Source organism: Dyella kyungheensis, from assembly GCF_016905005.1.
GTDB lineage: Bacteria > Pseudomonadota > Gammaproteobacteria > Xanthomonadales > Rhodanobacteraceae > Dyella > Dyella kyungheensis.
The window spans coordinates 290,904-313,666 of record NZ_JADIKC010000002.1 but is presented as its reverse complement, the minus strand read 5'-3'; the positions used below and the strand labels follow the sequence as shown (position 1 = coordinate 313,666).

Annotated in this window: 15 protein-coding genes; 8 read left to right on the top strand and 7 right to left on the bottom strand. The window is 66.3% G+C overall.

What is annotated here, in order from left to right; genetic code table 11:
- Positions 1 to 54 precede the first annotated feature (54 nt).
- Positions 55 to 909, top strand: coding sequence for a polyamine aminopropyltransferase (speE, locus tag ISP20_RS04585; RefSeq protein ID WP_204634898.1), 855 nt, complete (start codon positions 55 to 57; stop codon positions 907 to 909).
- A gap of 62 nt (positions 910 to 971) precedes the next feature.
- Here speE and ISP20_RS04580 read toward each other — a convergent pair whose 3' ends face one another.
- The gene (locus ISP20_RS04580) at positions 972 to 1,172 is read right to left on the bottom strand and encodes an antitermination protein NusB (RefSeq protein WP_204634897.1); all 201 of its coding nucleotides are present in this window, start codon (positions 1,170 to 1,172) and stop codon (positions 972 to 974) included.
- A 166-nt stretch (positions 1,173 to 1,338) separates the two neighbouring features.
- On the opposite strand from ISP20_RS04580, the gene ISP20_RS04575 reads away from it, so the two are divergent.
- The 5 genes from ISP20_RS04575 (at position 1,339) to ISP20_RS04555 (ending at position 6,265) form a co-directional block, all read left to right on the top strand.
- Positions 1,339 to 2,367: a hypothetical protein gene (locus ISP20_RS04575; protein WP_204634896.1), complete on the top strand. Its 1,029-nt coding sequence runs from the start codon at positions 1,339 to 1,341 to the stop codon at positions 2,365 to 2,367.
- 112 nt (positions 2,368 to 2,479) lie between these two features.
- Positions 2,480 to 3,112 carry a ParA family protein gene (locus tag ISP20_RS04570; RefSeq protein ID WP_204634895.1) on the top strand — a complete coding sequence of 211 codons (633 nt, stop codon included), beginning with the start codon at positions 2,480 to 2,482 and terminating at the stop codon, positions 3,110 to 3,112.
- Between the two features lie 201 nt (positions 3,113 to 3,313).
- A complete protein-coding gene (locus ISP20_RS04565; protein WP_204634894.1) occupies positions 3,314 to 3,787 on the top strand; it encodes a SixA phosphatase family protein in 474 nt (157 codons plus the stop codon).
- Complete coding sequence (locus tag ISP20_RS04560; RefSeq protein ID WP_204634893.1) at positions 3,784 to 4,368, top strand: YceI family protein; 585 nt, start codon at positions 3,784 to 3,786, stop codon at positions 4,366 to 4,368. The genes ISP20_RS04565 and ISP20_RS04560 overlap by 4 nt, the downstream gene beginning before the upstream one ends.
- A gap of 31 nt (positions 4,369 to 4,399) precedes the next feature.
- Entirely contained in the window at positions 4,400 to 6,265 is a 1,866-nt protein-coding gene (locus ISP20_RS04555; RefSeq protein WP_204634892.1) for a phospholipase D-like domain-containing protein, read from the top strand.
- A gap of 103 nt (positions 6,266 to 6,368) precedes the next feature.
- Here the strand turns inward: ISP20_RS04555 and ISP20_RS04550 are convergent, their stop codons facing one another.
- Positions 6,369 to 6,893: an energy transducer TonB gene (locus ISP20_RS04550; RefSeq protein ID WP_204634891.1), complete on the bottom strand. Its 525-nt coding sequence runs from the start codon at positions 6,891 to 6,893 to the stop codon at positions 6,369 to 6,371.
- 27 nt (positions 6,894 to 6,920) lie between these two features.
- The gene (locus ISP20_RS04545) at positions 6,921 to 8,204 is read right to left on the bottom strand and encodes an acetyl-CoA C-acetyltransferase (RefSeq protein WP_204634890.1); all 1,284 of its coding nucleotides are present in this window, start codon (positions 8,202 to 8,204) and stop codon (positions 6,921 to 6,923) included.
- A gap of 116 nt (positions 8,205 to 8,320) precedes the next feature.
- On the opposite strand from ISP20_RS04545, the gene ISP20_RS04540 reads away from it, so the two are divergent.
- Together ISP20_RS04540 and ISP20_RS04535 are read left to right on the top strand one after the other, a co-directional pair.
- Positions 8,321 to 9,448, top strand: a complete 1,128-nt coding sequence (locus ISP20_RS04540; protein WP_204634889.1) for a hypothetical protein — start codon at positions 8,321 to 8,323, stop codon at positions 9,446 to 9,448.
- 113 nt (positions 9,449 to 9,561) lie between these two features.
- Complete coding sequence (locus tag ISP20_RS04535) at positions 9,562 to 12,027, top strand: sensor domain-containing protein (protein WP_204634888.1); 2,466 nt, start codon at positions 9,562 to 9,564, stop codon at positions 12,025 to 12,027.
- 48 nt (positions 12,028 to 12,075) lie between these two features.
- On the opposite strand, the gene ISP20_RS04530 is transcribed toward ISP20_RS04535, so the two are convergent.
- From ISP20_RS04530 to ISP20_RS04515, 4 genes are all read right to left on the bottom strand, one after another.
- Positions 12,076 to 12,525: a GNAT family N-acetyltransferase gene (locus tag ISP20_RS04530; RefSeq protein WP_204634887.1), complete on the bottom strand. Its 450-nt coding sequence runs from the start codon at positions 12,523 to 12,525 to the stop codon at positions 12,076 to 12,078.
- Between the two features lie 10 nt (positions 12,526 to 12,535).
- Positions 12,536 to 13,933, bottom strand: a complete 1,398-nt coding sequence (gene ntrC / locus ISP20_RS04525; protein ID WP_204634886.1) for a nitrogen regulation protein NR(I) — start codon at positions 13,931 to 13,933, stop codon at positions 12,536 to 12,538.
- Positions 13,926 to 14,939, bottom strand: a complete 1,014-nt coding sequence (locus tag ISP20_RS04520) for a two-component system sensor histidine kinase NtrB (RefSeq protein ID WP_204634885.1) — start codon at positions 14,937 to 14,939, stop codon at positions 13,926 to 13,928. Before ISP20_RS04520 ends, ntrC begins: the two co-directional genes overlap by 8 nt.
- Positions 14,940 to 15,148: 209 nt before the next feature.
- Complete coding sequence (locus ISP20_RS04515; RefSeq protein ID WP_204634884.1) at positions 15,149 to 22,645, bottom strand: ESPR-type extended signal peptide-containing protein; 7,497 nt, start codon at positions 22,643 to 22,645, stop codon at positions 15,149 to 15,151.
- Positions 22,646 to 22,763: the final 118 nt, after the last annotated feature.

The window sequence follows — 22,763 nt, the reverse complement described above, 5'->3', positions numbered from 1 at the left end:
GTTCGGCTACAATTGCGGTTTCTTTGTATCCATCTTTTGGTCAGGAACATCCCCATGTCGCAGCACCCCAGCTGGTTCACCGAAGCCCACCAGGCCTCCGGCTCCTCCATTGGCTACCGCGTGGAGAAGCTGCTGCACGCCGAGAAAACGCCGTTCCAGACCATCGAGATCTACCAGACCACCGACTGGGGCAACCTGATGGTGATCGACGGCTGCGTGATGCTGACCAGCCGCGACAACTTCCTCTATCACGAGATGATGACGCACCCGGCGCTGTTCACCCATGCGCGCGCCAAGCGCGTGGTGATCATCGGCGGCGGCGACTGCGGCACGCTGCGTGAAGTGCTCAAGCACGAGGAAGTGGAGCACGCGGTGCAGGTGGAAATCGACGAACGCGTGACGCGCCTGGCCGAGCAGTATTTCCCCGAGCTGTGCGAATCCAACAACGACCCGCGCGCCGAGCTGCTGTTCATCGACGGCATCAAGTACATGGCCGAAGCCGAGCCCGAGTCGCTCGACCTGATCATCGTGGATTCCACCGATCCGGTCGGCCCGGCCGAGGGCCTGTTCAATGCAGCCTTCTACGCCAGCTGCTACAAGGCCCTGCGCCACGGCGGCATCCTGGTGCAGCAGTCCGAATCGCCGATCGCCCACCTGGAGCTGATCAAGTCCATGCGTTCGGCCATGCGCACCGCCGGCTTCAGCGCGGTGAAGACGCTGCCGTTCCCGCAGCCCTGCTACCCCACCGGCTGGTGGAGCTGCACGATGGTGCGCAAGGGCGGCGACCTGACCGGTTTCCGCGAGCGCGGCGCGCTCAGCAAGAACTTCCCGACCCGCTACTACAACGCCGATATCCACAAGGCGGCGCTGGCCCAGCCGGAGTTCATGCGCGAAGCACTGGGCGAGTAAGTTCTACCTGTTCCCCGAGCCCGGTGCGGTGACGCACCGGGTTTTTCCGTTTCTGGGTCCGCTCAGAACAGCGTCTGGCGCGCCTTCGGCATCAACACCAGCACCAAAGTGGCCAGTGGCCCGAACACCAGGGAAACCAGGAACCACAGCAAGCCGCTGCGGTTCTTGCCCTGGGCAAGGCCCGCGTTGATCAAAGCCAGCGTGCCCCAGCCCACGAACCAGGGGGCCGCACGGCCGTCGGCCAAAAAAGAAATGTCGTTCACGTGGTCTTCTCCTGTGCTGCGCAGGATGAGGTGTCACCCCGGGGCGTCGCGAAGCGGCCATGCTAGCAAGGCGGGACGCATTCTCCCGCCCCTGGCGTCCTGCGGATCAGGCGAGCTTAATGCTTGGACGTTATTCTGGTTGTTGGCTTTGTGTAAGGACCACTCGATGCTTGGACGGCGCCCCCTCTTTTTCGCCCTGCTGCTGATGGCCGCTTCCGGCCCTGTTTTGGCGGCCAAAACGCCCGCCAAGGCTCCCGCCGGAGCCACCGATGCCCAGCAGGGCGCCCGCCGCCAGGCGCTGCTGCAATACCAGAAGGACCTGGTCAGCGTGATCGCTCCCCAGGCCGACCCCATCCCGCTGATGGGCGCCGCCCTGCTCGCCCGCCCGCTGCAGGACCAGCCCGACTTCAACAGTTTTCATAGCCTGATCGACCGCGCCGCCGCCGCCCAGGGCGCGGGACCGGAGATCAGCTGGGCCCGGCTGACCGACTGCGACGCCAAGGCCTCGGACTGCCCCAATAGCGACGCGGTGTCCAAATTGGTGCAACAGGCGCCGGACAATGCGGCGGTATGGTTGCTCAAGCTGGGCCAGGACCTGCGCGACGGCAAGAACGACGACGCCCGCCAGGATCTGGCCAAGGCGGCCTCGGCCAAGGTTTACGACGACTACACCGGGGCCACCCTCAAGGCCCTGGCCACCACCGTGACGGTACTGCCGCCACCCACCAACGTGGTGGGCCCGCTGTCGGCCACCAATGGCGCCGACGTGCAGCTGACCCTGGTCTTCGGCCTGGCGGAGGGCCAGCCACAGCCGGCCTTGCAGGCCACCTCGCGCCTCTGCGAAGAGAATGCCGACAAGCCCGCGGTCAAGGCCGATTGCCTGAAACTGGGCAAGCTCCTGGAATGGGGTTCCAGCCCGCTGGCCCGCTCGCTGGGCCTGCATCTGCGTGAAGTACTGGCCGAGGATCCCGCGCAACAGGAAGACGCCAAGCGACTGCGCCGCAACCTGGTCTGGCAGGTGCAGAGCTTCTCGCAGCTGTCGGTGCGCGCCAAGGGCGATACCGCCGTGGCCCAGCATCTGCTGGTGCTGGCCCGCTCGGGTGGCACCCAGATGAGCCTGGTGCTCACCGCGCTGCACGACTACAACATGCCGGTGGATGCGCCGGCCGACTGGGAACCGGGCAAAGCCGGCTGATCCGGCGGACTGGCCGGACGCAACGCATGAGCAGCGAAACGACACTCATGCTTGCGTCGACGCCCGGGCCATCGTGTAGGCTTGGTCCCGGCTTGGACACTGGGGCGGCATCATGCTGACGGTACTGGTAGCAAGCAGCAAAGGCGGTTGCGGCAAGAGCACGCTGGTCACGCAATTGGCCTCGCATTGGGCGCAGGATGGCAAGCACACGGCCATCGTCGACGCCGACCGGCAGCAGTCCGGCTTCCGCTGGGCGGCCAACCGTCCCGATACGGTGCCCGGCGTACTGGGTATCGAAGGCGGCCGACGCTCACTGGAAAAACTCCCTCCCGACACCCAGCGCGTGCTCATCGACACGCCCGCCGGTTCGCAGGAAAAAGACCTGGAGCCTTACCTGGAAAAGGCCGACATCGTGCTGGTGCCGGTGCTGCCGTCAACCTTCGACCTCGACGCCACGTTTGGCTTCCTCGAGGAACTGAAACGCATCAATCGCATCAAACGGGGGAAGTTGCCGGTTGGTTTGGTCGGCAACCGCCTCAAGCCGTGGACGAATGCCAGCCAGGACGCCATGAACCAGCTGTCCGAACAGGCGCCGTTTCCAGTGGTGGCGCAGTTGCGCGACAGCCAGGCCTATGTGCTGCTGACCGCACTGGGCAAGGGCATCTTCGATTACGGCTCGGAAAACGTGCGCAGCCACCAGGAAGACTGGAAGCATCTCTTGCGCTGGATCAAACGCCAGCAGTGAGGGCGTACGACACGTCGGGGAATACCAAGGAGTGCTCTGTTCTGTCCGGTGAGGGTGGCATGATGTCCAGCAAGTGGGCGAGGCGCGAAGCGCGGCGTGGCGCAGGCCGATGGCCTGGGTCCGTCACACGTCGCGGCCTGCGGGCCAACGGAAGCGGTGACACCGTCACCGCGTAGAACAGAGCATCCCCAGGAGCCAAACATGCACGAACTCATCCTGTTGCGTCACGCGGAAGCCCAGCCGGCCTCCGCGGGTGCCGACGACCATCATCGCCGCCTCAGCGGACGCGGCGAGCAGGAAGCCAAGGCCGCCGGCAAATGGCTGGTGTCGCACGGGGTGAAGCCGGATCGCGTGCTGTGCTCGCCGTCCGAGCGCACCCGCGCCACCGCGGCGCTCGCACTCGCGGCCTACAGTCACGTGCCGGTCACCGAATTCGCCGACGATATCTACGACGCCACGCCGGGCGAACTGCTGGCCTTGCTGGATCAGCACGGCGATGCCGGCACGGTGGTACTGGTGGGCCACAACCCGGGTATCGAACGGCTGGTGGCACTGTTGGTGGAAGGCCGTTCCGACGAATTCCGTGGCATGCCGCCCGCCGGCCTCGCCGTACTGCATCTCGATGGTGCGCTCGAACCGGGCAATGCCCGCCTGGATGCATTCTGGTCCCCATGAGTTTGCCGCTTGCCAGCTGCTGCCTCGCGCTGTTGCTGCTCACCATGCTGCCGGCCCAGGCAGCGGATTACCGGATCGATCCCGCACGTTCGCACGCCGATTTCGGCGTCCGCCTGTTCTGGCTGAGCCAGATCAACGGCCGCTTCGAGGAGATCGACGGCGATGTCACGCTGAGCAGCCTGCATGACACCGCCGTCGTCGACGCCCATATCGCGGTGGAAAGCATCCACATGGGTTCGGAGCGCATCCGCCGCTGGGTACTGGCGCCGGACTTCTTCGATGCATCGCGTTTTCCTTCGATCCACTTCATCTCCGATCCCATCTCGCTGGCGATGCTTGAGAAAGGCGGCAACCTCGATGGCACGCTGACCCTGCGCGGCGTCACCAAGCCGGCGCGTTTCGAGGTGCTTCCCTCGCACTGCCCGCTGGACACGCCGCAGCAGTGCGTGATCTCGGTGCGCGGCACCATCCAGCGCAGCGATTTCGGCATGAGCAACCACCGCACGGCCATTTCCGACCAGGTGCAGCTGGGCATGATGATCAGCCTGGATTACCCCATACGTTCAGCCACCGCTGACTGAGACGGGCGCCTTCTCCCTTATCATTCGCGGCATGCGCCAACGCGGGATCGCCGTCTCCTTTGTGTTTGTAGCGATCCTGATCCTGTCGGGATGCAGCGTGTCGCCTTCGCGCATCCGGCGAGCGGATGCCGCCGTGGCGGCGGGCATGCAGCACCGGCTCGATTGCGACCGCGACGACCGCTGCGCGATCGACTCGCCCCTGCTCGACGCCGCGCAGCAGGCGCTGCACGATTCCACCCCCGATCAGCCCGTGCACGTGGTCACCCTGCTCAACGACAGCGAAGCGGCGATGGTGGCGCGGCTCAACCTGATCCGCGCCGCGCAGCGCAGCATCGACGTGCAGACCTATATCTGGGACCAGGACGACGCCGGCCAGCTGGTGCTGGACGAACTGATCAAGGCCGCGCGTCGTGGCGTGAGGGTGCGTATCCTCGCCGACCAATTGTTCTCGTTTGGCGATCGCCTGCAGCTCGAACGGCTGGCGATGACCAGTCCGAACCTCGAGATACGCCTGTACAACCCGACGTTCCATCAGGCGCGCACCTCAGCGCTCGATTTCAGCGCGAGCATCGTGTGCTGTTTCATGAAGTTCAACCAGCGCATGCACAACAAGTTGCTGCTGGTGGACGAGGCCATCGGCATCACCGGCGGCCGCAACTATCAGGACCGCTATTTCGACTGGGACAACGATTTCGATTACGTCGATCGCGACGTGATGGTGGGTGGCCCGGCGGCGCACGAAATGGCGGCGAGCTTCGAGATCTTCTGGAAGCACAAGCGCTCCGCGCCGCTTACCCATCTGCGCGACATCAACCGCGCGCTGCTCGATAACGATGCGCCCGGACCGATCCCCGAACCAAACTACGCCCATCCCCAACGCGTGGCCCGCGTGATGGAGGAAGCCAGCGACGACGCCTGGATCGACGATGTGCTGGTGTCCGACACGCTGCGCACCGGCCGCGTGGACTATTTCAGCGACCTGCCCGCGAAAACCGATGACCCCGGCAAGCGCAGCGCCCGCGAGTTCACCTCGCACCTGATGCGCATGGTCGGCGCCGCCCAGCACGAGGTGGTGTTGCAGACACCGTATCTGGTGTTGAGCGACCGCGCCAAGGCGATCTTCGAACGCCTGCACCAAGGCGCATCGCCTCCGCGCATCGTGGTGTCGACCAATTCGCTGGCGTCCACCGATGCATTTGCGGTGTATGCGCTCTCCTACAAGCACCGCAGGCGCTATCTGCAGGACTACGGTTTCGAGATCTACGAAATGAAGCCGCACGCGGCCGGTCCCGCCGAAGACAACGCGGATGCGGCGGCGGACGAAGGTCCCGCGCCATCCGACCAGGGCGGCAAGCAGGTGCGTCGCCGCGTGGGTACGGAGCGTGGCCTGCTCGGCAGTCGCAGCGGCGCACGCCGCAACCGTCCCGCACCGCTGACCACGGCCGGCCGCCGGTTCGGGTTGCACGCCAAATCGATCGTGGTGGATGACGACTTCGCCATGGTCGGCTCGCACAACTTCGATCCACGCTCGGACCACTACAACACCGAGGCCGGCGTGATCGTGTACGACCCGCGCTTCGCCAGCGAGTTGCGCGACAGCATCCTGCGCGAGACCCAGCCGGAAAACGCCTGGGTGATCGCGCCGCGCCAGCAGAGCAGCTTGAGTTCGACCATCGGCGACATCTCGGCCAGCCTGCCGATCTTCGACCTGTGGCCGTACCGCTACGCCACCAGCTACGACCTCAAGGCCGGCTGCACGCCGATGCGGCCCAGCGATCCGGCCTTCCTCAGCTGCTACACGCCGGTCGGCGACTTCCCCGATGTCGATGTCTCGCCCAAGCTGATCTATACGCGGTTGATCACCGCGTTTGGCGCGGGCGTGCAAGGCGTGCTGTAACCAAGTCACTCCTGTGGAAGCGCACTTGTGCGCGACAGGCGTGTCATTCCCGCCGCGAGGTAAGGCTGTCGCGCACAAGTGCGCTCCCACAAGAGCGGGGCGTTTACAGCGAAGCGTTCGGCGGCGTTGCGTCGAAGCGCATGACCAGCGCACCGGTCAGGCCCCCGGGATGGTCGCCGGGCACCGCGAAACGCCAACGTGCAACGGTGCGCAGGGCGCGCTCGTCGAGTGCAGCGTTGCCGCTGGATTCGGCCACGGCGGCCTGATCCACGCGGCCTTCCCCATCGATACCGAGCCGCAGCACCACACGACCGTCGACGAAGGCGGTGCGCTGCAGCCACGACGTGGGCAGCGCAGGCATCTCGATGGGGGTCAGCGTGGGCAGCTCTGGCGCCACATGAGTGGGTGCTGCCGAGGTACGTACGGTGGCCACAACAACAGCCGGCTGCCCGGGTGGCGGGGTTCGAGCGTGCCGGCGCAGCACCGTCCGCACCGTGTCACGGCGTGCGGAAACCTTGCCCGCGGGTCCCTGCCAGTCGCCCGTGAGCGAGCTCAACCAGGCGGTTCCCGCCACGCCCACGGCCAGCGCAAGCAAGCTCAGGCTGATCGTGGTGCGTAGGCGAAACATCGTGAGAACAACTCCGAGCGAATGCGCTCAGCGTTCGAGGATGGCGGTGACGCCCATGCCACCGGCGGTGCAGATCGAGATCAGGCCGCGACCGGAACCCTTCTGCTCGAGCATCCTGGCCAGCGTGGCGACAATGCGCGCGCCGGTGGCCGCAAACGGATGACCCACGGCGAGACTGGAGCCGTTGACGTTGAGCTTGGCCGGATCGATCGCGCCCAGCGGCTGCTCGAGGCCAAGCCGGTGCTTGCAGTAGTCCGCGCTTTCCCACGCACGCAGCGTGCACAGCACCTGCGCCGCGAAGGCTTCGTGGATCTCGTAGAAATCGAAATCCTGCAGGCTGAGCCCGTGGCGCGCCAGCATGCGCGGCACCGCCACGGTGGGTGCCATCAGCAGGCCTTCGCCATGCACGAAATCCACCGCCGCCACTTCCGCATCGCGGAACCACGCCTGCACGGTCAGGCCGCGCTTGCTGGCCCATTCTTCCGTGCCCAGCAGCACCGCGGCCGCGCCATCGGAGAGACCGGTGGAATTGCCGGCCGTGAGCGTGCCGTGGCCCGAGCTGCGGTCGAACGCGGGCTTGAGCGAGGCGAGCTTTTCCATGCTGCTGTCCGGACGCAGGAAGCCGTCGCGTTTCAAACCGCGGAACGGCACCACCAGGTTCTCGAAGAAACCGGCGTCGTAGGCAGCGGCGAGCTTGCGGTGGCTGTCCAGTGCCAGTTGATCCTGCGCCTGGCGGGCGATATGCCACTCCTTGGCCATCTTCTCGCAGTGGTCGCCCATCGACATGCCGGTGCGCGGCTCGGCCACGCCCGGGAACGCGGGCTTGAGTTCCTTCAGCGAAAAACCCTGCGTGGCGGTGCGCAGCTTTTCCTGCCAGGTCTTGGCGCGGTTGACCGCGAGCAGACGCTTGCGCAGGCGCTCGCCCAGCACGATCGGCACGTCGCTGGTGGTGTCCGAACCGCCGGCGATGCCCGCTTCGATCTGCCCGGTGGCGATCTTGTTGGCGATGATGATGGCGTTGTCCAGCGAGGTGCCGCAGGCACGCGCGGTGGTGATCGCCGGGGTGGTGGGCTTCAAGCCCGAGGACAGCACCGCCTCGCGGGCCAGGTTCCACTCTGAGGAGTGCTTGATCACCGCACCCATGGCCACTTCGCCCAGCTCCACGCCGTGCAGGCCGTAGCGTTCCACCAGGGACCCAAGCACTTTCACCGACATGCCGAAGTTGCCGACGTCGGCGTAGGCAGTGTTGTTGCGGCAGAACGGGATTCGTACACCGCCGATCACACCGACGCGCTTGAGCGTGTTTTCCATGGCTGGAACAGTCCGAAGAACCGAGTCCTCAAGGCTAACCCGCCCTGCCACCCTGTGAAAGCCCAAAACCCCGCAAATGTTAGACTCTAGTTCTTTGCTGTTCGGGTTCGTGATCCGTGGAAGCACAAACGCTCGTCGCACTCCCCGTGGTCCTCGCGCTGGAGCTCTCCGCCGGTGACATCCCCTCGCGGCGCACGCTGAGCCGCGATGAGGCCGCCGAGCTGGCCGCATTGATCGCCGAGGATTTGCACGCGCTGGTTCCCCAGGTGGCCGAGGCGCGACTGGCGCTGGCCGGCGCATGGTTCGACGCGGTGGAACTGCTGCGGCCCGGCTTCCCCGTCTGGGCCACGCTGGATGAACTGGCCCGACGCGTGCCACGCGGCCATCTGGAGAACGTGGTGGCCTTCGGCACTCACGAGGGCCATATGCCCGCCCAGCCGCTGGAGCCGGAAGCCGCGTTCGCCGATGGCCCGATGCGTCTGCTGCCGATCTCGCTGCTCGCCCCCGAGGCGCTGGCCGAAAGCCTGTCGGAAAAACTGGAAGTGGAACTGGTCGGCCGCGGCGAAGCGGGCGCCCGCACCGCCGACTGGCTGATGCGCACGCTGGGCGTTCGCCTGGAGCATGCGCGCTATCTGAGCCGCAACGATCTGCTCGCGCTCACCTGTGTGCAGTACGAACACGTGAACCTCGCGCCGCTGTGGAGCCTGCTCGAAGCCGCGCTGCTCACGCCGTATCGCCCGGAGAGCACGATGAGCGCGCGCGGTCTCGCGCTGCGCTACCACGACGGCAAGGTCGAGGCGCAATCGCCCGCCGAGTGGTTGCGCAGCCAGCCGGGCGAGCTCAACCAGCGCGCCCACGATTTCGCCGGCGTGGTGTTCGAGCTGCGCCAGTACGCTGCCCTGCTCGATGCGCACCACATACCTCTGGTGCTCGCCGACAGCGAACCCGCCTCGGGCTACTTGCTCGAAACCTTCGGCACCGCCGAACCCGCTTACGACGCGCCCGCGCTCTACGCGCATGAAGCGCCTGGCCTCGGCGTGGTGGCGGTGACGCTGGCCCAGCGCGGCGACGGCGGTCGCGCCCGCGTGCTGGCGCACGGCTACCCGTTGCATCCCAAGGCGCTGGGTCCGCTGGTGACCGAACTGGCTGAACGCCATGGCGTCTCGCCGGATCTGCATGCGCTTGGCTGCATCCTGCTCGATGCAGAAGGCCAGTTGGGCGCGCCGGCCCAGGCCCTGCACTGACCGTTGACGCGGCCGGGTCCACAAAGGACCCGGGACCATCTGCACAGCCGGCCCTACTTGGCGCATGATGCGCTGATAAGGCGCGGGGGGTGCGCCAGCGGGCCGAACTTACGATGCGCCAAACCGATCACGAGTTTGTCCCTGCAGGAGGCGAGGGCCAGTGGCCCAGCCACGTCCTGGAAGGCACGCCCGCACTGATCACCTACGTCGACCGCGACCGGCGCTTTCGCTTCGTCAACGCCACCCATCGCACCTGGCTGGGCATCGAACCGGAACGGATGATCGGTCGCACCGTCGACGAAGTCATCGGCATGTGGAACCTCGAACGCGCCGGTGCGTGTCTTGCGCAAGCCCTGGCCGGCGAAGCGGCGGTGTACGAGGGCGAACTCTTCGCCGGTACGGCACGCTGCTATGTGCATGGCAATTTCCAGCCGGACCTGGACGAACACGGCAACGTGCGTGGCGTGTTCACCGTGATCATCGACATCACCGCGCGTCACGCGCTGGAACTGCAGCTGCGCGAAAGCGAGCAGCGTTTCTTCGGCGCGTTCCAGCATGCGCCCATCGGCATGGCCCTGGTCACCACCGAAGGCCATATGTTGCGGGTGAATGCCGCGCTCTGCGAAATGCTGGGCTACGACGAGCAGGAACTGCTCGCCCGCGCCCTGCCCGACCTGACCCATATCGACGACCTGCCCGCATCGCGCGAGCTGTCGCGTTCACTGAGGGAGGGCCGGCGCGAAACGTATCAACTGGAGAAGCGCTACATCCATCGCGACGGCCATGTGGTCTACGTGCTGCTCAGCGTTTCGCTGGTGCGTTCGATGAGCGGCGAGCCGTATCACGCGATCGCGCAGATTCTCGACATCAGCCAGCGCAAGGCCTACGAGGAAGCGCTGTTCCGCGAACGCGAGCTGGCCGAAGTGACGCTCCGCTCCATCGGCGATGCGGTCATCACCACCGACCTGCAGCACCGCGTGACCTCGCTCAACCCCATCGCCGAGGCGATGACGGGCTGGAGCCAGGCCGAAGCAGTCGGCCAGCCGATGAGCGAAGTGTTCCGGCTGATCGACAGCCGCACCCGCGAGCCGCTGCACAGCCCCCTGCTGGATGCCATCACGCGCGACGCCATCGTCGAACTGAAGGGCAACGCGGTATTGCTCCATCGCAACGGCTTCGAAACGCCGATCGAGGATTCGGCCGCCTCCATCCACGACCATGCAGGCAGCGTCATTGGCGGGGTGCTGGTGTTCCACGACGTGAGCGAAACGCGCGCGTTGGCGCTGAAGATGGCGCACCTGGCGCAGCACGACACGCTCACGGGGCTGCCCAACCGCAGCCTGCTGCAATCGCGACTGGAACAGGTGCTGGCCGCCGCGGTACGCCGCCACGACGAAGCGGCGCTGCTGCATATCGACATCGATCACTTCAAGCAGATCAACGATGCGCTCGGCCATACGGCCGGCGACGACCTGCTGCGTTCGTTCGCTGCGCACCTGCGCCATCATCTGCGCAACGAAGACACCGTGAGCCGCATCGGCGGAGACGAGTTCGTGGTGCTGCTGTCGCACGTGGACGGCCGCTCCGGCGCCAGCCAGCTGTGCGAAAAGCTGATGCGGCTGTGGCAGGCCTCGCCCGCGAGCAAGATGGGCGAGTTCAACATCACTTACAGCGTGGGCATCAGCGTCTATCCCGACGATGCGCTCGATGCCGAAGCGATGCTGCGCAACGCCGACGTCGCCATGTACGAAGTGAAGATGAAGGGTCGCAACGACTATCGCTTCTTCACTTCGCAGATGAGCGAACTGCCCGCGGCACGTCTGCGCATCGAGCAGGATCTGCGCAAGGCGCTCAAGCGAGGCGACCTGCACCTGCACTACCAGCCCAAGGTCGATGCGCGCACCGGCATCATCGTCGGTGCCGAAGCGTTGCTGCGCTGGCAGGTGGACGGCCGCGACGTCTACATGCCCGATCAGTTCATCCCGGTGGCGGAAGAGAGCGGCCTGATCGTGCCTATCGGCGAATGGGTGATCCGCGAAGCGTGTCGCCAGGCAGGTGCCTGGCATCGCGCCGGCAAATCCATCGTGGTGGCGGTGAACGTGGCGGCGCCGCAGTTCCAGCACCCCGGCTTCCACGCCACCCTGAAAACCGCGCTGGAAGAAGCGCAACTGCCGCCCTCCCTGATCGAACTCGAACTGACCGAACGCATGGTGATGTCCGCGGGCGACCAGAGTCGCGCGCTCATGCAGGGCATCAAGGACCTGGGCGTGAGTCTGGCGCTGGACGATTTCGGCACCGGCTATTGCAGCCTGTCGTACCTAAAGTACTTCCCCATCGATGCGCTGAAGATCGACCGCACCTTCGTGCGCGACATCGCCACCGACGCCGACAACGCCGCCATCACCGACGCCATCATCACCATGGCGCGCGGACTGGACATGAGCGTGGTCGCCGAAGGCGTGGAAACGCTTGCCCAGGCGGAGCACCTGCGCCGCGCCGGCTGCTCACTGCTGCAGGGCTTCCTGTTCGGCACCGCGATACCGCCGGAACAATTCAGCCAGCAATTGCTGCCTGCTTAAGCAAGGCGCGCCTTCTGTGGGAGCGCACTTGTGCGCGACGTGGGCCCCTCAAAACTCCGCTTCGTACATGAAGTAATGACACCGCTTCATGCCCAGCCCGGTATACGTACGCTGCGCGCGCTCGTTCTCCGTTTCCACGTACAGCCGTAAACCCACCGCACCGGATTGCTTCGCACGCTGCTTGGCGTCTTCATAGAGTTGCCGAAACACGCCTTCGCGACGCGCCGACTCCACCACGTACACGCTCTGGATCCACCAGAAGTCGCCAGCACGCCAGTCGCTCCATTCGTAGGTTATCAACAGGCAGCCAGCGGGTTCACCGGCACGCTCGGCTACGAGGTAGAAACCTCGGCGTGGTTCGTCGAACACGGCGGTGACGCCGCGCGTGATCACAGCGGGCTCAAGAACTTTACGCTCAGTTTCCCACGCCATCGCACTATTCCACTGCGCGATGTGCGTGATGTCGTCGCGAGTGGCGATGCGAATGGTGATGCTCATGACGGGTCTCTCAGGATTTGGACGGGCGACGCGTGCGCGACGCGCCAAGCTTGCGTGTGAGGGTGTTGCGGCCGACGCCCAGCGCCGCCGCGGCGTGCTGGCGATGACCTTCATGGGCTTCCAATGCCACCTGCAACAAAGTCTGGTCGAGTGCTTCGCGTGCCCGCGTGTGGATATCCACTTCGCCGTCGGACAAGGCCTGCGAGACCCATTCGCGCAACGCATCGGTCCAACCGCCGGAGCTGCTGGCGGACGTGCTCGCACCGAGATCCGAAGGAAGAATCTCGTTGCCGGGCGCAATCACCGCCAGGCGACGGCACAGGTTCTCCAGCTCGCGCACGTTGCCGGGAAAATCGCGTTGTCCCACCGCCTTCAATGCCGCCTTGGAGAAACGCTTGGGCGGCAGGCGAAGTTCCTGCGCCGCGCTGGCCAAGAAATGCTGTGCCAGTAGAGGGACGTCGCTGCGACGCTGGCGCAACGGCGGTAGTTCGATGCGCACCACGTCCAGGCGATGCTTGAGGTCTGCACGAAACTGTCCCGCCGCCACGCGCACATCCAGATCCTGATGGGTGGCGGCAATGATGCGCACGTTGCCGCGAATGAGTTCGCGTCCGCCAACGCGATAGAACTCGCCGCCCGCCAGCACGCGCAACAGACGCGTCTGCAAGGCCAGCGGCATGTCGCCGATTTCGTCGAGGAACAAGGTGCCGCCTTCCGCCTGCTCGAAGCGACCGGCGTGACGACGGCTGGCGCCGGTGAAAGCGCCGGCCTCATGGCCGAACAATTCGCTTTCCAGCAGTTCACTGGGGATGGCAGCCGTGTTGAGTGCGACGAACGGCTTGCCGCGTCGCGCACTTTCATCATGCAACGCACGCGCCACCAGTTCCTTGCCGGTACCGGTTTCGCCGGTGATCAACACATTGAGATCGCTCGCCGCTACGCGACCAATCAGGCGGAACACTTCGCGCATCGCCGGACTTTCGCCGAGCAAGGCGTGCGTCGGCGCAGGAGCTGCGGCCGGCGCCGCAGTCGTTGACGGTACATCAGCCAGCGCGCGTTGAACGGCAGCCACCGCCTGATCGAGATCGAACGGCTTGGCGAGATAATCCACCGCGCCGGCGCGATACGCCGCCGCCGTGGTGGCGACATCGGTAAACGCGCTCATCACGATCACCGGTCCCACGCCTTGCGCCTTCAGCGCGGCAATGAGCGCCAGCCCACCTTCGCCCGGCATGCGCACGTCGGTGACCAATAAGGCGGGCGAGGCGGAACGCAATGCCTCGCGCACTTCTTCGGCATCGCCGAATTCGCGCACCTGCAGACCCGCATCGCGTAGCGCCTCGGCCAATACGAAACGTACGCCGCGATCGTCGTCGGCGATCCAGATCTCGGAGCGTGGCTCAGTCATGCGCGTGCCCCATCGGCAAGTACAGTGAGAAAGTGGTTTCACCCGCGCGCCCCACGTGGCGCAGCTCGCCACCGTGTTCGCGGGCGATCTCGCGCGCCAGCGCCAGGCCCAGGCCGCTGCCATCGGCGCGTCCCGACACCAGCGGTTCGAACAAGGTGTCGCGCAACGGCTCGGGCACACCCGGACCGTCGTCGATCACGTCCACACGTAGCGCCATGCGTGCCATGCGTTCGCCCAGACGTACGGCCGGCTCGGCGCGCGTACGAAATGTCAGCGTCGTTGCGCCGGCCTCGATCGCATTGCGCGCGAGGTTGAGCAGCAACTGCAACAAGCGATCGGCATCGCCATAGATATCCGGCAGGCTGGGGTCGTAGTCGTGGCGCAGCGTTGGCGGCGAGGGTTCGGCCAGCAGCAGGTCACCCAGGCGTTCGAGCTGCTGATGGATATTTACCTCGCCTAGTTGCGCGGCAGCACCGTCATGACGCAGCAGGCGATTGGCCAGCGCGGCCAGACGATCGGCTTCGGCGATCACCAGCCCGGCAAGATTGCGTAGATGTTCGTCTTCCACGCGCCGCTGCAACAACTGCGCCGCGCCACGCAAACCGGCCAGCGGATTCTTCACCTCATGCGCAAAGCCGCGCAGCGTGGCCGACAGCGGTGTATCCGATGCGGCCGGCGGTGCCAACGCATGCACTTCCAGCAGCAACTCGCCACTGGCCAGTCGCTGCATCGACACATCCACCCGCACCGTCTCGCCCCGCACCGAAGGAATATCGATGCCGCGCAACTGATGCGGCGACGGCTCCCGCAACGCCCGTTCCGCCAAAGCCATCCACGCCGGCCGATGCAACAACACCGCGAGCGACTGGCCCACCGCGCTCCGCGGACCGATGTCCAGCAACTCCGCCAGCGCCGGATTCACCCACAACAGGCGCAACCCCTCATTCGCCAGCGCCACCCCGGTCGCCAACGGCTCCGCCCACTCCCGGGTTGCCGTATCGTTCATTGCACCATGATGGACTTTGCGCCCGGTTGGTGCAATGCCAAAGGCCGAACCGCCCGGAAGTTGCTGCCGCGCGCGCCGCGTTCCAAGCAGCCAACACGCAACGTAGGGAAGCACATGAGCAAGTTTCTAGGCTGAAGTCTCCGATCGTTGCGGTAGAGAAGCCGGGTGAGCCATGTAGTCGGCGCACCCGGCGATCGCTACATCGCTGTTTAGAAGTGCTTGGTGAAACCCACGCTCAGCGCGTTGTCGTTGAGATGGCTGGCGAACTGGCCCTGGTAATCCAGGTAGAGACTCCACGACGCCCCTTCGTGAGCGGTGATGCGCGCGCCCACCGTGCTCATGCCACGTCCCAGCGCATCGCCCTTGAGCGCAAATGCGGTGCCGTCCTGGCTCAACACGTTCACCACCGGTCCGCCGCCGCTGCGCGCCTCGTAGCGATAGCCCACATTGAACTGCGGCACATACATCACGCCACCTGCCGTGAACGGATGCGTGAACGACACGGACGCATACGGCTGCATGCTGGTATACGTGCTGCGCGTGCCTTGCAGTGCGAACGAGGACGCCAGCGGGCTGGTGCTGTTGATGGTTTCGTTGAAGCCATCCAGCGTCTGGTGCTGATAGAGCACACCCACCGCCGGCGTGACCTGCCACTTGGCAGCGGACACCGGCCACGCCACCTGCACTGCCGCCGCCGTGGTATTGCCATCGGGGCTCGCGTTGGCCTTGCCGATGTCGTTTGCGCGCGTCAGGCGATAGCTGCCATGCGCTTCGTCGACCATGCCCGACAACACCATGGGACCCGCGTTGGCGAAGGCGTAGATGCCGCCATGGATGTTGTCGACGTGCCCGTAGCCGCCATCACGGTCGTTGCCGTTGATGCGATCCACACCCGCCTCGACACCCAGGTGCATCATGTCGCCCATGGCCATGTCGCCACCGGCCTGCAAGCCGAAGGCCGTGCTGTCGAGGCCGTTGCTGCCGGTGAGTTCGTTGCTGGTGCCGCTGTACTGCACCCACACGCCATGGCTGCACGACGAGGTGACAGTGTTGGCGTGCGCTGCCTCGTCACTGCCGCAGTTCGCTTCACCCGGACGCAAGGTGGCATCAAGCACCGTGGTCGCGGACTGCTGCCCGATCAGGTTGGCCGCGCGCATGAAGTTGGCATAGAGCTGGCCGTCGCTGGGTGCGACAACGGTGGGGCCGGTCGGATCGTTTGGCGTCGTCGGCCCGGTGGATACGCCCGTGCCCAGCACCAGATTGGCCTGCGTCGAGGTGTATGCCACCGTCGGCGCCAGCGCCGTCGGTACCGAGCCACTGGCAGTCGTGCTGGCGAACGTGCCCGTCAGCGCATTGGCCTGCACCAGCGTAAACGTGGCACTGGTGTACGTGCCCGGCGCGTAGATCAGGCTCAGCTTGCCACCCAGTGTCGCGTTGCCGTTCACCAACAGCTTGGAAGCCTCGGTGGGCGTCACGTCGATCTGCAACGTAGCATCAGTGTTCTGCGTGTAGTTGCCATTGATGGTCAACACGCCCACGGAGCCGCCCGGCCACACCGTGCCGTCGCTCACGACATTGCCATCGACGGTGCCGTGACCACGCAGCGTGCCGTCGCCGCTCACCGCCACGTCGCTGGTCACCGAGGCCGATGCGTGCGATGCGTCGCCAATTTCCAGCGTGCCGGCTTGAATGCTCGTGGCGCCGGTGTAGGTGTTGGCACCATTGAGCACCAGCGTGCCCGTGCCGGTTTGCGAAACACCGCCCGTGCCGCTGATCACTGCGTTATAGCTGGCATTGTCCGTGCGATTGAAGACCACCGTGCCGCTACTGATGACATTGCCGCCCATCATGCCGCCGCCGGCCACCAGCAGCGCGCCGCCGCTGACGGTGGTGGTGCCTGTGTAGGTGTTGTTGCCGGTGAGGGTCAGCGTGCCATCGCCGGACTTGGTCAGCGAACCGTCGCCGCTGATCGCGCCGTTGTACACGCCGTTGCTCGCCTGATCGAAGGTGAGGTTGGCGCTGTTGCCGGACGCCGGCGCGAACGTCACGTTGCCCACGATGCTGGTGCTATTGCCCACCAGCGTGCCACCGCTGATCGTCCACGACTGGTTCGCATTGCCGGTACCCGTCAGCGTCCACGTACTCGTGCCGGCCTTGGCGAAATGTGCAAAGCCCTGGTACTTCGCGTTGCTGCCCGCCGCGCCGCTAGTTCCCAGATCGAAGCTGGCATTGGTGCCGCCGCCCAGCGTCAGCGTGTCACCGCCGTTGGTGCTGGCGCTGCTGCTGACGACGTTACCGGTGAACGCTGCGCCCGATTCGACGATCAGGTTGTTGCCGCCGCCGCTGAACTCGACCGCATCAGCCTGTACGCCCGAAACACTCACGCCGCCAGCGATGATGCCGGCGTTGTCGATGGTGGCATTTCCCGTCGCCACCACACCCACGCCGCCCACCGCGTTGCCGACCGGCGTCGCCGGGGTGGTGCCCGCACCGCCATCGCTTGCGCCGTTGCCACCGGTGATGGAACCACTGCCAGTGTTGGTCAGCATGAAGCCCGAGCCGCTGACACCCGCTCCACCGGCGCCTCCCACGCCTCCCGGCGCGCTGATGCCGTTGTAGCTGCCACCGTTGCCGCCCCTGCCGCCTTTGCCGCCCACGATGATGCCGGTGTTGGTCACGACGAAATCAGTGCCGCTAACGCCCGCACCACCATCGCCGCCCGCACCACCCGCGCCGCTGGTTCCGGAGGCGGCCGAGCCGCCGCCCGCGCTGCTCATACCGCCGGCGCCGCCACGGCCGCCCTGGCCACCGCCGATGTAGCCGGTATTGCTCAGGATGAACTGGCTGCCGCTGATGCCAGCCCCACCGGCACCGCCCGCGGCACCCGCGCCGCCGTTGCCGCCTGTGCCGCCCGTGCCGGTAACGGTGGCACCACCAGAACCGTAGACATTGCCACCCTTCCCACCGAGACCGCCGGCACCACCGTACACATAGCCACTGTTGGTCACGGTGAAGTGGTTGCCGGCAATCGCTGCGCCACCCACGCCACCCGCACCGCCGGCGCCACCGTTACCGGCGTTGCCCGCGGTACCCCCAGGCGCGCTGCCGCCGCCGTAGGCATAACCGCCGTAGCCACCGCTACCGCCCAGGCCGCCCTGCACCATCCGGGTGTTGGTCACTGAGAAATTGCTGCCGCCGATGCCTACGCCACCGTTGCCACCTACGCTGCCTGCACCGCCGTTGCCCGCATTGCCGCCCGTGCCGCCACTGGTGGCGCTGACCTGATGCACGCCCGTGGCACGACCACCCGCGCCGCCATTGCCGCCGTAACCGCCCTGGCCACCCCAGATCCCGCCGGAGTTGGTCACGGAGAACGCCGAGCCACTCACGCCCGCGCCGCCCGAGCTACCCGCGCCGCCCGCACCGCCGTTACCGGCGTTGCCACCATCGATGGAGAGCATGGACCCGGCAGTGAGCGCGGTCGCCAGTGACTGAGCAGCGTAGCCGCTACCGCCCGTACCGCCGTTGCCGCCGGTACCACCCATACCACCACTCAAGGAATTGGTATTGGTAAGGGTGAACTGGCTGCCCGTGACGCCGGCGCCGCCTGTGGCGCCCGCGCCACCCGCACCACCGGCACCCGAATTGGCGATGGACACATAGCCCGTGGTGACGCCAGCACCGGTCACACTGATATTGCCGAAACCACCGGTGCCACCATTGCCACCCCAGCCACCCCAACCACCCATGCCACCCTGTATGTAGCCGGCGCTGGTCAGCGTGAAGCCCGTGCCGGAGACAGCGTTGCCGCCAACACTACCCGTGCCGCCCACACCACCGGCTCCGCCCGCGCCGCCGCTGACGTAGCTTCCAAAGCCGCCTTCAGCGCCACTGCCACCGAAACCGCCGAAACCGCCGACACCGCCGTTGATGTAGCCGCTGGCAAGGTTGGATACGGTGAATCCCGTGCCCGTGACGGCATCGCCACCGGTGCCACCCGAGCCGCCAGCCCCGCCCTTGCCACCTCGGCCCGCCAGGACCGTGCCATCAGGGCCCAGATTGCTTTCGGCTAAGCCGCCATTGCCACCCATGCCAGCCTCGTCACCCGGCCCGCCATCGACGGTACCTGCGTTGGTCAGCACGAAGTCGCTGCCGGTGACAGCGACTCCGCCGTTACCGGAGTTGCCACCCATGCCGCCGTCCGCGCCGTCGAATCCGCCGGTGCTGGAAACGCTCGCGCTGCCGCCGGCACCACCGTTACCGCCGTTGCCAGCGCTGCCGCCACTGATCCAGCCTTGATTCTGGTTGTTGAGCGTGTAGCTCGCCCCGCTCACCGCCACGCCACCGTCGGCGCCATGGCTGCCGTTGCCACCCGCGCTTGGCGCGATGGAGATGCCGTCACCCGAACCGCCTGCGCCGCCGTCGCTGCCATTTGAACCCAGCGCACCCTGCACGCGTAGCGAGGTCTGACCATCGCCCACCGACAAGGTCGTGCCGGCGGCCATGCTGAAGTTGCCGGTGAAGATACTGTAGATGCCATCCAGTGCCAGCTCGCCACCCAGCACGGACCAGTTGGCGGCAAACTGGGACGTGGCCGTCAGCGTCCAGGTGCTCGCGCCTGTCTTCAGGTAGGTGGAGAAACCTTGGTACTGCGCGCCGCTGGCATAACCGCCGACGCTGCCGGTGAGCGTGGCATCTGCATCGCCGCCCAGCTCCAGCGTATCGCCACCGTTGGGGAGGCCAGCGCCAAAGCTGTACACATTGCCGTTGATGGTCGAGCCGGCTTCCAGCACCAACCGATTGTTGCCGCCAGTGAGGTCAATGGCCGCCTGTTGCTGGGTGCCATCACCGCTCATGCCGCCGCTGATGGTGCCGCTATTGACCAGCACGGAGTCGCCCTGCAACTCCACACCGACGCCGCCCACGTTCGAAAGCGAAGGACCGTTGCCTGAGCCACCGGCACCGGCGTTGCCGCCGCTGATGGTGCCGCTGTTGATGATCTGCACGGCATAGCCCCATACGCCATCGCCGCCGCTGCCACCCGCACCTCCGGTACCGGGCATCCCGCTCGATCCGATCTGGCCCACGACTGCGCCGCCGCCCATACCGCCCTGACCGGCGTTGCCGCCGGCACCACCATTGCCTCCCGTAATCGTGCCGGTGTTGGTGAGCGTGAACGAGCCACCCGTGACGCCTGCGCCACCGGCACCGCCGAAACCACCGTTACCGCCATTGCCACCGTTGCCGCCATTGCCGCTGCCCAAGTAGGCCGACAGGCCGCCGTTGCCTCCCGTGCCGCCGTCGCCACCCTGGCCGCCGTTGCCGCCCCTCAGGGTGCCGGTGTTGGTCAGCGTGAAGCTGGACCCAATGACGCCAGCACCGCCTGCGCCACCCCATCCACCATTCGCACCGGCGAATGCATCGCCACCGTTAGCCAGGGCGGTGGCGCCACCCGCGCCGCTGTTGCCGCCACTCCCGCCCGCGCCACCGGCGCCGCCGGCAAGCGTGCCGGTATTGGTCACCGTGAAGCCCGAACCGGTGACGCCCGCGCCGCCGTAGCCACCATTGCCGCCGTTGCCCGCAGCGCCACCGTGATAACCGCTGCTGCTGTAAAAGCCCGTGGCGCCTGCACCGCCCGCACCGCCAGCGCCACCGAACCCGCCGATCACGTTGCCGCGGTTCGTCAGGGTGAAGCCTGCACCAGAGACGGCCGCGGAGCCGAGGCCACCGCTCATGCCGCTTGAGCCATTGCCGGGAAAGCCCGAACCGCCAGGCAGCGTGACGCCATTCATGCCTTGATCGCCAGACGTGCCCAGCAGCGACGTGCCGGCATCCACCACCAGCGTCGTACCCGTACTGGCGGCCAGGCCACCGACGTACTGACTGTTGTTCCCAGTCAGATCAAGCTTGCCGCCGCTCAGCGTCCAGGCGCCATCCACGTTGACGTTGTCACCCGTCACTGTCCAGGTGCTGTTGCCCGACTTGCCGAACTGGTCGAAACCCTGGAACTGGCCGCCCAGCGTGATCGCGTCGAACGTCGAATCGATGTCGCCACCGAGCGTCAGCGTGTTGTTGCTGTTGACGCTCACCACCTCGCCGATGAACTGGTAACCCGCTTCCAGGACCAGATTGTTCATGCCGCCATAGAGAACCACGGCCACCGAGCGCGTGCCATCGGCATTCAGGCCGCCGGCGATGGTGCCTCGATTGATAATGGTAGAGCCGCCCGCGGCCTGGACACCGGCGCCGCCGAAACCATCTGCACCATCGATACCAGCCGCACCATTGATCCCGGCGAGCGCGCCGACTCCACCGTTACCAGCGTTGCCGGCGGCTCCACCCAAGCCCGCGTTGCCGCCGGTGATGGTGCCGCTGTTGACCAGCGTGAATCCCGATCCCGCAACACCCGCGCCACCGTCGTCGCCATTGCCGCCATTGCCGGCGTTACCGCCGGCTCCACCATAGCCAATCGTGGCGTTGCCGCCGTTACCACCATTGCCGCCATTACCACCGTTTCCTCCCGCACCACCGGTGATGGAGCCGGTGTTGGTGACGATGAAACCCGTGCCGAATACACCGACTCCACCATGGCCACCGTTACCACCGGCCCCCGCGCTGGCCCCGCTGCCACCGTTGGTAGAGGCATAACCATCACCGCCACTGCCACCATTGCCACCGTTACCTGCGCTGGCACCTGCGCTGCCAGTGATCGAACCAGCGTTTGTCAGGGTGAAGGAAGCACCGTACACACCCGCGGCACCTTGCGGGCCCCAGCTGCCCGCCGTCCCGCCAGCACCAGCGCCGCCATCCACCGCACCGCTGCCGATGGCACCCGCGCCGCCATTGCCGCCGCTATTGCTTAGGCCACCGGTCCCGCCGGTGATCACGCCGGTATTGACGAGCGTGAAGCCGTTGCCATTTACGCCATCGCCGCCCTCACCTGCGTTGCTGGGGCCAGTGGCGGCGCCACCGGGCGCACCCGGACCTGCACCAGCCGCGCCATCGATGGGGGCGCCACTGTTGCCGCCTGTACCACCGATGATGGTGCCTGCGTTGGTCAGCGAGAAATCGGTGCCCGAGAATCCATAGCCTCCTGGACCTGCCGGATCGCTGCTGCCTGAGACGCCCGCCGCACCAACCTGCCCGGACACTGCCGTACCCGCTTCGATCGTCACGGTGCCCGCCGACACGATGCCGCTCGCAATCACGTTGCCGCTCCCCGCCAGCGTCACCGACCCGCCGGTAGCGATGACGATGGGGCCATTGATCGCGGTGCGGAGGCCGCCATCGATGACAACGTCGTTCTGGCTGGCAATGGTGGTCGCGGCCGACATCGTCGGCAGCGTGCCGGTGACGGTGATGGTGCTGCCGGCCGGGAGCTGGATGCTGATGGTGTCGCCGGGCGTCTGGTTGGTCTGCGTGATGGCCCAGCTCAGTGTGCCAACCACGGTGCCCGTGCCGTCATCGGTCGTCTGCGTCACCGTAAACGTGCTGGGCGCCGGCGTTGCGAATGCGGCCGGCGAAGCAAGCAACAACCCCGTGCCAAGCAGTACGGCAAGCGCACCGGCCAACGGGCGCACGGAAAGCTCCGGCACGCGATCATGCGGACTCGCGACCGCGCCACCACTGGGGCTGCGCGCGAACTCCGATGCCACCTGCATGACGCACAGAGCCCGGTTCCATACAAGACGATAGATTCGATTCATGAGGTGAGGCCCCCTGTTGGCCTGGATGCATTCAATTGCTGTTTTCCACGCTGGACACAACCATGTGCCCGCGACGCGTGGCGTTCTTCCGAAACAGAAAAAATGTCGCGCGGCACCG